The following is an 8,514-nucleotide window of genomic DNA, read 5'->3' on the forward strand; positions in this document are numbered from 1 at the left end:
CGGACAGTGGCCCGGTGTCGGTCACATTCCCTTCAGGCCGTGGGCCGTCGCCACCGCCACCACCAGTGAGCCGGGCTCGATCGCCCCGGAGACACGCGCGTCGGCGACCGCCACCAGGGCCGCAGCGCTGCTCGGTTCGAGTGGCAGTCCTGTGCGCCACAGCCGGTGGGTCTCGGCGGTCACCGTGTCGTCGTCCACCACCTGCGCCCGCCCGCCGGAACGCCGTACGGCCTCCACCGCCTGGAGCGCCACGGAGTTGCCCCCGAGGGACGGCATCACGGCGGTCGCGCCCGGGAAGTCGCCGTGCGGATCGGCGCCGTCGAGGACGGCCGACACCCTCGGATACGGCTCGACCAGGCACAGCCGGGGCACCGGGCGCTCCCCGCACACCTCGCGGAAGCCCAGATACATGCCCCAGGCCAGATCACCGCGCGAGGTCGGGACGACCACCCAGTCCGGCCAGGCGCCCGCCAGATCGGTGAGGATCTCGACGGCGAGCGTCTTGTAGCCCTCGATGCCGAACGCGCTGCTGCCGACCGGCGGCAGCTGGAAGTTGGTGACCGGCAGCACGGTCGGCGAGCCCACATGCGCGGCGAGATGCCGCCACCGCGCCGCCGCCCGGGGGAAGGAGACGACATGGGCGCCGAGGTCGCGCATCAGGGTGGAGACGCGTACGGGGATGTCGTCCGTGACGGCGATCTCGCAGCCGAGACCGGCGCGTCCGCAGTAGGCGGCGAGGGACACGCCCGCGTTGCCGGAGGAGGCCGCCGCGACGGCCCGGTAGCCGGCGTGCAGGGCGCGGGCGACGGCGAGCGCGCTGAAACGGTCCTTGTGCGAGCCGGTCGGGTTGGCGCCCTCCCACTTGAGCCGCAGATCGACGTCCAGGTCGTTGTCGGCGCGCAACAGCGGGGTCCGACCCTCACCGAGGGTGAAGGGCACGGTGTACGGCAGTTGTACGCCGGACGCGCCCTTGGCAGGTTCGTACACGCAGGCCACGTTGGCGGGAGTCCCGTTGGCAAGGCAGGTCGGGCAGCCACGCGGGAGGTCCGCCACGGGGTGGCGGGCACCGCAGCGGAGGCAGACGAGGGAGCGCAGGGCGGGGTTCTGGGCGACGGTCACCGTGCCGACGGTAGTGCGGCACACCCACCTCGCGGGCCGCTTCCCCGGCCGGAGCACGGTGAGCGCGGACGACACCCCGCTGCCGCGGACACGCGGGTGAAGGGCCACTACCGACGGGCAGAACCCCTCGCCTCACCCGCGCGCGGGTGGACAGCCGACCCTGATTCTGGGGGCCTATACGCCGAGCCTCCCCTCACCCGCGCGCGGGTGAGGGGAGGACACCGGCCGGTGTCCCGGGCAGACGCCGGTCGAACCCCTCTCCCGCGCGCGTGCCGGGGGTTCGGTCACCGTCCTCGGCACCGCCGGCATGTCCCAACCCTCACCCGCGCGCGGGCCGGAGGTTCGTCGCCGTCCTCGGCACCGCCGGCATGTCCCAACCTCACCCGCGCGCGTGCCGGAGGCCCCCGGTGTCCGTGCCCGCCTGCACGTCCAGGACCAGCCCTCACCCGCGCGTGCCGGAGGATCAGTCGCCGACGCCCGCCAGGTCCCGCAGCCGGCGGGCCTGTGCGGCGCGCTCGGCGGTGCGCTGTTCGTCGTACGTCCGGCCCTGGACGCCGCGCAGCAGCGCCTTCGTCTCGATGAGGGCGTCGCGGGGCGCGGCGAGCAGCGCGGTCGACAGATCGCGTACGGCGTCGTCGAGCCGCTCGGCCGGTACGGCGATGTTGGCGAGGCCCGTGTTCACGGCCTCCTCGGCCGCGACGAAGCGGCCGGTCGCGCAGATCTCCAGCGCGCGGGCGTAGCCGACCAGGCCGACGAGCGGATGGGTGCCCGTCAGGTCGGGGACCAGGCCCAGGCTGGTCTCGCGCATGGCGAACTGCACGTCGTCGGCGACAACGCGCAGGTCACAGGCGAGCGCGAGCTGGAAGCCCGCGCCGACGGCATGCCCCTGGACGACGGCGATGGACACGAGGTCGCTCCGTCGCCACCAGGTGAAGCCCTCCTGGTACTCGGCGATGGTGCCGTCGAGCGTGGCGTCGTCACTGCGCGCGAGGTCGATGAACGACGGCTCGCCGTCGAACCCCTCGGGCGTGAACGCCTGTCGGTCCAGTCCGGCCGAGAACGACTTGCCCTCGGCACGCAGCACGACGACGCGCACGGTGCCCGGCAGTGACCGCCCGGCCTCCGCCAACGCCCGCCACAGAGCAGGACTTTGGGCGTTGCGCTTGGCCGGGTTGGTCAGCGTCACCGTGGCGATCGAGTCGTCGACGGTGAGCCGGACGCCGTCCTTGTCGAGTACGGGACCGAGGGGGTCCTTTTCGGGCGAAGCCATGGGGGCGCCTCCGATGTGTGCGGTCAGCAGAGCCGAGTAGAGCCAAGTGACTGCACAGTAACCACCCGGCCGGTCAGCCGACCGACCGGGTGGCCACCATCGAAGCCGACGAGTCGTCGGGGTCAGGCCGAAGCGGCCTTCTTGCCCCTGGTCGCCCCGCCCCGCCCACGGAGCGTGACGCCCGACTCGCTGAGCATCCGGTGGACGAAGCCATACGAGCGACCGGTTTCTTCGGCCAGCGCTCGAATGCTCGCACCGGAGTCGTACTTCTTCTTCAGGTCTGCCGCGAGCTTGTCGCGCGCGGCGCCGGTTACCCGGCTGCCCTTCTTCAGAGTCTCGGCCACCCGTGCCTCCTCATGGGAAGTGCGCTCTGGTCCTCTCATGATCACCCCTCAAGCGCCTCATGGCCACCCATTCGGCAAGGTCCGTGAGACATGGTTTTGACGACAGGAGCGCATCCCCACAAGCGGAATTAGTAATTCCGGAGTGGGTTGTCCGTACGGCCGAACGAGTTGTTTCGCGAATTGCCTGGTCAGGAACGTGCGACGGCCGGGCCCTTGTCGATGAAGGGCCCGGCCGTGAAATGGATGTAGGACACACCTCGGTATGAGGAGATCTCACACAGATGATGGATCACGGATCGGCCGAATGATCCAGATGGAGTGGATCAGCGATTCGATCACATGACCGTGCCCGTCAGGCGAGGGCCACCAGGTCCGCGTAGTCGGCTCCCCAGAGGTCCTCGACGCCGTCCGGCAGCAGGATGATCCGCTCCGGCTGGAGCGCCTCGACGGCGCCCTCGTCGTGGGTGACGAGGACGACGGCGCCCTTGTACGTGCGCAGCGCGCCGAGGATCTCCTCGCGGCTGGCCGGGTCGAGGTTGTTCGTCGGCTCGTCGAGGAGCAGCACGTTCGCGGAGGAGACCACGAGGGTCGCGAGCGCGAGGCGGGTCTTCTCGCCGCCGGAGAGGACGCCTGCGGGCTTGTCGACGTCGTCGCCGGAGAACAGGAACGAGCCGAGCGTCTTGCGGACCTCGACCAGGTCCAGGTCGGGGTTGGCGGAGCGCATGTTCTCCAGGACCGTGCGCTCGGGGTCGAGAGTCTCGTGCTCCTGCGCGTAGTAGCCGAGCTTGAGCCCGTGGCCCTCGATGACCTCGCCGGTGTCCGGCTTCTCGGCGCCGCCGAGGAGCCGCAGGAGGGTCGTCTTGCCGGCGCCGTTGAGGCCGAGGATGACGACTCTGGAGCCCTTGTCGATGGCCAGGTCGACGTCGGTGAAGATCTCCAGTGAGCCGTACGACTTCGACAGGCCCTCCGCCATGAGCGGGGTCTTGCCGCAGGGCGAGGGCTCCGGGAAGCGCAGTTTGGCGACCTTGTCGGAGACCCGGACCGCGTCGAGCCCGGCGAGCAGCCGGTCGGCCCGCTTGGCCATGTTCTGCGCGGCGACCGTCTTGGTGGCCTTGGCGCGCATCTTGTCGGCCTGCGAGTGCAGGGCGGCGGCCTTCTTCTCGGCGTTCTGCCGCTCGCGCTTGCGGCGCTTCTCGTCGGCCTCGCGCTGCTGCTGGTAGAGCTTCCAGCCCATGTTGTAGACGTCGATCTGGGAGCGGTTGGCGTCCAGATAGAACACCTTGTTCACGACCGTCTCGACGAGGTCGGCGTCGTGGGAGATCACGATGAAGCCGCCGCGGTACGTCTTCAGGTAGTCGCGCAGCCAGACGATCGAGTCGGCGTCGAGGTGGTTCGTGGGCTCGTCGAGCAGGAGCGTGTCCGCGTCAGAGAACAGGATGCGGGCCAGCTCGATACGGCGGCGCTGACCGCCGGAGAGCGTATGGAGCGGCTGGCCGAGCACGCGGTCGGGCAGGCTCAGCGCGGCGGCGATGGTGGCGGCCTCGGCCTCGGCGGAGTATCCGCCCTTGGTGAGGAACTCCGTCTCCTGGCGCTCGTACTGCCTGAGGGCCTTCTCGCGGGTGGCGCCGCTGCCGTTGGCGATGCGCTGCTCGTTCTCCCGCATCTTGCGGATCAGGACGTCCAGGCCGCGGGCGGAGAGGATGCGGTCGCTGGCGAGCACGTCCAGGTCGCCGGTGCGGGGGTCCTGCGGGAGGTAGCCGACCTCGCCGGAGCGGGTGACGGTGCCGCCGGCGGGCTGTCCCTCGCCGGCCAGGACCTTGGTGAGGGTGGTCTTGCCGGCGCCGTTGCGGCCGACCAGACCGATGCGGTCGCCCTTGGCGACACGGAAGGTGGCGGACTCGATGAGGACACGGGCGCCGGCGCGCAGCTCGATACCGGAGGCGGAGATCACGGACAGACTCCAGGGCAGGGTTGTTGGCGGGGTGGACGGCTGAGGGCGTTCCCGCCGTCTAATGCGCGAGGAGACAGGCCATGAGGGCCAGTCTAACGGGGTCGTGCAAGCACTTTTCCTGCGTTCTGGTGTTCGAGCCGGGAGCGATCTTCCCCGCGGGCCTCTCGGCGGGCTTCCGGGCAGGGCGTTGTCAGTGGTCGGTGCCAGACTGGCCGCAGCTGATATTCCCGGTTTCCGACTTCCGGTCTCCGGTTCCGGTGCGAGGGAGTGATGGGCATGGCAGGCACGGGCGGCGGGCGTCCCAGCATCTATCCGACGCTGGTGTACGCGGACGCGAAGGCGGCGATCAAGCAGCTCACGGAGGCCTTCGGCTTCACCGAGGCGTCGGTGTACGAGGGGGAGGACGGCAAGGTGCTGCACGCCGAGCTGGTGCAGGGCAACGGCGCGGTGATGCTCGGTTCGAAGGGCACCGGCAGTGTCTTCGACACGGCGATGAAGAGCGCGGGCCCGTGCGGGGTGTACATCGTCGTGGACGACGTCGACGCACACCACCAGCAGGCCGTGGAACACGGCGCGGAGATCCTGATGCCCCCGACGGACCAGGACTACGGCTCGCGCGACTACATGGCCCGCGACGCCGAGGGCAACATCTGGAGCTTCGGCACGTACGCGCCCGAGATACAGGCCTGATCCCGTCCCTTCCCGAGGCCGCCGGGCGGCAGGGCTGAGCGGCCTCGTGGAAGCCCGGTGCACCACCGCGGCCCCCGAGAGGGCGGGCGGCCGTGGCGTGCGTGGCTCCACCGGGAGGGCCCGGCCGGGCTGTACCGGCCCGCGGCAGCCGAACCGCACAGCCGGCGGAGCCTTCAGCCTCCGGTGTGCACCTGGAAGGCGGCCCGGCGTACGGCCTTGGCGAGGGCCGGGTCGGGGTGGGCGGCGGCGAGGGCGACCAGGACCTGGACGGTGCGGGGGTGGCCCACCGCGCGCACCTCGTCGAGGAGCGCGGGGATGGTGGGCTGCACCGCGGACTCCAGGTGACGTACGAGGAGCGGCGCCTCGCCATGGTCGGCGACTGCCGCAGCGGTGTCGACCCACATCCAGGTGGCCTCCTCGCGGGTGAGCACCTCGTGGGCGTCCTCCGGGTCGATCCCGTCGTGCTCGGCCAGCCACAGCAGGGCGTACGGCCGCAGCGGGGTCTTCTCCGACACCGCGCGCACATCCGGCTCGGCGGGGCCGCCGACCACGCGGAGCGCCTCGAAGGCGAGACCGCGCAGCAGGGCGTCCTCGCCCCGGGCGGCGTCGAGCAGCTCGGCGACGGCGCTGCCGACGGGGCGAGCGGCGAGCCAGGCGCGGTACTCGGCGCGGGCCGCGTTGGGGCGCAGCTGGGAGCAGCCGCGCAGCATGTCCTCGGCGTTCTGCTCGATGTTGCCGGCCGGGCTCTGCGCGGCGACGCAGATCTGCTCCAGCTTGACCCACACCGCCCAGCTGCCGAGCGGTGTGAGCGTGGCATGGCCGTCGCCGTAGGTGAGGGCGCCGACGGAGGCCAGGGCGTGCAGGGCCCAGTCGAGGAGGGGGGCGAGCGGGGTGTCGACGGCGCCGGCCTCCGGCTGCTGGGGCAGCGGCTCGGGCTGGGGGCCGTACGGGATCTCGCAGCGCTCGGTGCGCAGTTCCGTGACCCGCTGCTCCAGGAGGTCCAGGAGCTGCTCCATGGGGACGGGCCCCGCGGACAGCTGGAGGAAGGAGAGCACCTGGGGCATCGCGGAGACGACCTCGGCGACGGCGGCGGGCTCGTGGTCCGCGGCCTCCGGGTGGGCGAGCGACCAGGCGTCGAAGAGGGCGACCCAGCCGCGCAGTACGGCGCTGTCGTCGCGGTTCCAGGCGCGCAGCCGCCAGCCGGGGCGCGCGACATCGCCGTGCACCTCGACGAGGCCGGCGAGCCGGGCGGTGTCCCAGTCGTGGCGGACCTGATCCGGGGTCAGCCCCAGTTCGGCGGCGGCCCGTTCGGCGGTGGCGTCGGACAGGGTGCCCCTGCCGTCGGAGGTCTCGCCGTCATGGCCGGGCCGCAGGGTGGGGTCGGCCCAGCGGGCGACGCGGGCCGCGCCGGCCAGACCGGAACGAGCCATTCGGGCCAGTTCCGACGGTGCCGGTGTGCCCTCGGGCGGACGTGGTGCGGGGCGGCGCGAGCGCCGCTGGTTCATCGCTCGTGGGGCGGCGGCCAGGGGTCGCGGGCGGACGAGTCGAAGCCTGGAGTCGCGCGGGATACGGGACGTCACGGGTGCAGTCTTCCGGTTGACGGTCCGAAAACCCAAACGGAATGTCACGGCGGGCCACAGGGCTGGCCAAGGCAGGGGGTTTCGGCAGGGGCCGAGGGGGCTGTTCAAGCCAGTGGTCCAGCCTTAAACGGAATCAGGTTCGCGATCGGGCGGCACATGGGCGGGGCGCTGCGGACCAGGTGTTTCACGGGGCGGGCGGCGGGCGGAGCCACCCGACGCCCCGCCAACCGGATCGCCCGCGCGGGCCGCGTCGGCTACATCAGCGGGGTCAGAAAACGGCGCAGGGCTTCCTCGTACGTCGCCGGGTTCGCGTTCCACATCGCGCCGTGCGGGGCGTTCGGCACCGGGTGCAGGGTGATCAGGTCGGGGCGGCGGGCCGCGAGGCGCCGGGAGGGGGCCCAGGGGGCGATCGTGTCGGCGGGGCCGTGCAGGATCAGGGCCGGGACGGTGAGCCGGGCGGGGTCGGCGGCCTCGTCGATGCGGTCGCCGTGCAGCCCGGTGCGGCCCTGGGCGGCGCGTACCGCCAGCGGCAGCAGCGCGCCCGGGGTGCGGCGGGCCGTGGCGAGGGCACGCAGGGTGGTCTCCCAGCTGAGCACCGGCGAGTCCAGGACCAGCCCGGAGACCCGGTCGCGCAGCGCGGAGTGGGCGGCGGCCCGCAGGGCCATGGTGGCGCCGGTGGACCAGCCGTACAGGACGATGTGCTCGGCGCCGTGGCTCAGGGCGTGCCGCATGGCCGCGTCGAGGTCGCGCCACTCGGTCTCGCCGAGGTGGCCCAGGCCGTCCTGGGGCCGGGGAGCACCCGGGTCGCCCCGGTAGGCGAGGTCGATGACCGGGAAGCGCTGGCGGTGCAGGAACGGCAGGACGTTCAGGGGGTGCTCGCGGGTGGCGCCGAGGCCGTGCACGGTGATCACCCAGGTGGTGCGCACCCCGGGCACGAACCACGCGGGCAGGGCGCCGAGTTCGCCGGGGATCTCGATGTCGTGGTGGTCGAGTCCGAGGGCGGTGCCGGGGTCGCCGACGTGCACGTTCGGGGTGAGCCAGACCCTGTCGCGGGGTTCCAGGGAGCCGTGGGTGACCCGTTCGAGGCGGCGTACGACGGTGTCGGCGGAGTGGGTCGCGTGGTTCAGGACGGCGCCGACGACCGCGTGGGAGCTGTCGCCGGTGAGGCCGTAGGTGCCGGGGCGCTGGGAGGCCAGGGCGCGGGTGAGGGTGACGCGGCCGGCCGCGGTGGAGTGCACGGTGAGTCGGGGTTCGGTGGGCAGGGGTTTGCCCGGCGGCGCTTTGAGGGCGGCGTCGCTGGCGTAGCGGCCGGCGGCGACGCTGGCGGCGCCGGCCGCCAGGGCTGCGGTGACGGCAGCGGCCGTCGCGGTGACTGGGCGCACGGGTCCAGTCTCGGGGTGGAGTGCTTCGGGGGCCAGCGGGAGGACGGGGCGGGTGGGGGCGGGTGGGGGGTTTCTTCGCCCCCGCCGCCCCTACCCGTCCCATCCTTCTGGGGGGGGGGGCCCCCCCCCCCCCCCCCCCCCCCGCGCCCCCCCCGCCCCCCACACCCCCCCCCCGCGG

Annotated in this window: 7 protein-coding genes; 1 reads left to right on the plus strand and 6 read right to left on the minus strand. The window is 72.7% G+C overall.

The window, feature by feature from the left end:
* Positions 1–21 precede the first annotated feature (21 nt).
* The 4 genes from ACFYXF_RS50715 to ACFYXF_RS50730 all read right to left on the minus strand — a co-directional run bounded on the left by ACFYXF_RS50715 (position 22) and on the right by ACFYXF_RS50730 (position 4,684).
* Entirely contained in the window at positions 22–1,119 is a 1,098-nt protein-coding gene (locus ACFYXF_RS50715; RefSeq protein ID WP_389361019.1) for a pyridoxal-phosphate dependent enzyme, read from the minus strand.
* Positions 1,120–1,582: 463 nt separating this feature from the next.
* Positions 1,583–2,389 (minus strand): enoyl-CoA hydratase/isomerase family protein, encoded by an 807-nt coding sequence (locus ACFYXF_RS50720; protein ID WP_369033769.1) that lies wholly within the window; start codon positions 2,387–2,389, stop codon positions 1,583–1,585.
* A 122-nt stretch (positions 2,390–2,511) separates the two neighbouring features.
* On the minus strand, positions 2,512–2,733 hold the full coding sequence (locus ACFYXF_RS50725; protein ID WP_006123601.1) for a helix-turn-helix domain-containing protein: 222 nt from the start codon (positions 2,731–2,733) through the stop codon (positions 2,512–2,514).
* A 352-nt stretch (positions 2,734–3,085) separates the two neighbouring features.
* Positions 3,086–4,684: an ABC-F family ATP-binding cassette domain-containing protein gene (locus ACFYXF_RS50730; protein ID WP_369033770.1), complete on the minus strand. Its 1,599-nt coding sequence runs from the start codon at positions 4,682–4,684 to the stop codon at positions 3,086–3,088.
* Between the two features lie 276 nt (positions 4,685–4,960).
* Between ACFYXF_RS50730 and ACFYXF_RS50735 the strand changes: the two genes are divergently transcribed.
* Positions 4,961–5,374: a VOC family protein gene (locus tag ACFYXF_RS50735; protein ID WP_389361022.1), complete on the plus strand. Its 414-nt coding sequence runs from the start codon at positions 4,961–4,963 to the stop codon at positions 5,372–5,374.
* Positions 5,375–5,547: 173 nt separating this feature from the next.
* On the opposite strand, the gene ACFYXF_RS50740 is transcribed toward ACFYXF_RS50735, so the two are convergent.
* Together ACFYXF_RS50740 and ACFYXF_RS50745 are read right to left on the minus strand one after the other, a co-directional pair.
* A complete protein-coding gene (locus ACFYXF_RS50740; RefSeq protein WP_389361024.1) occupies positions 5,548–6,954 on the minus strand; it encodes a hypothetical protein in 1,407 nt (468 codons plus the stop codon).
* 254 nt (positions 6,955–7,208) lie between these two features.
* Positions 7,209–8,336, minus strand: coding sequence for an alpha/beta hydrolase (locus ACFYXF_RS50745; protein ID WP_389361026.1), 1,128 nt, complete (start codon positions 8,334–8,336; stop codon positions 7,209–7,211).
* Positions 8,337–8,514 lie beyond the last annotated feature (178 nt).

It is taken from the genome of Streptomyces sp. NPDC002680, assembly GCF_042889145.1.
Taxonomy (GTDB): domain Bacteria; phylum Actinomycetota; class Actinomycetes; order Streptomycetales; family Streptomycetaceae; genus Streptomyces; species Streptomyces adonidis.

Bases quoted from the DNA above. Each gene is read 5' to 3' on its own strand.
- ACFYXF_RS50720 (WP_369033769.1), bottom strand. From the start codon at position 2,389: ATGGCTTCGCCCGAAAAGGACCCCCTCGGTCCCGTACTCGACAAGGAC.
- ACFYXF_RS50735 (WP_389361022.1), top strand. From the start codon at position 4,961: ATGGCAGGCACGGGCGGCGGGCGTCCCAGCATCTATCCGACGCTGGTG.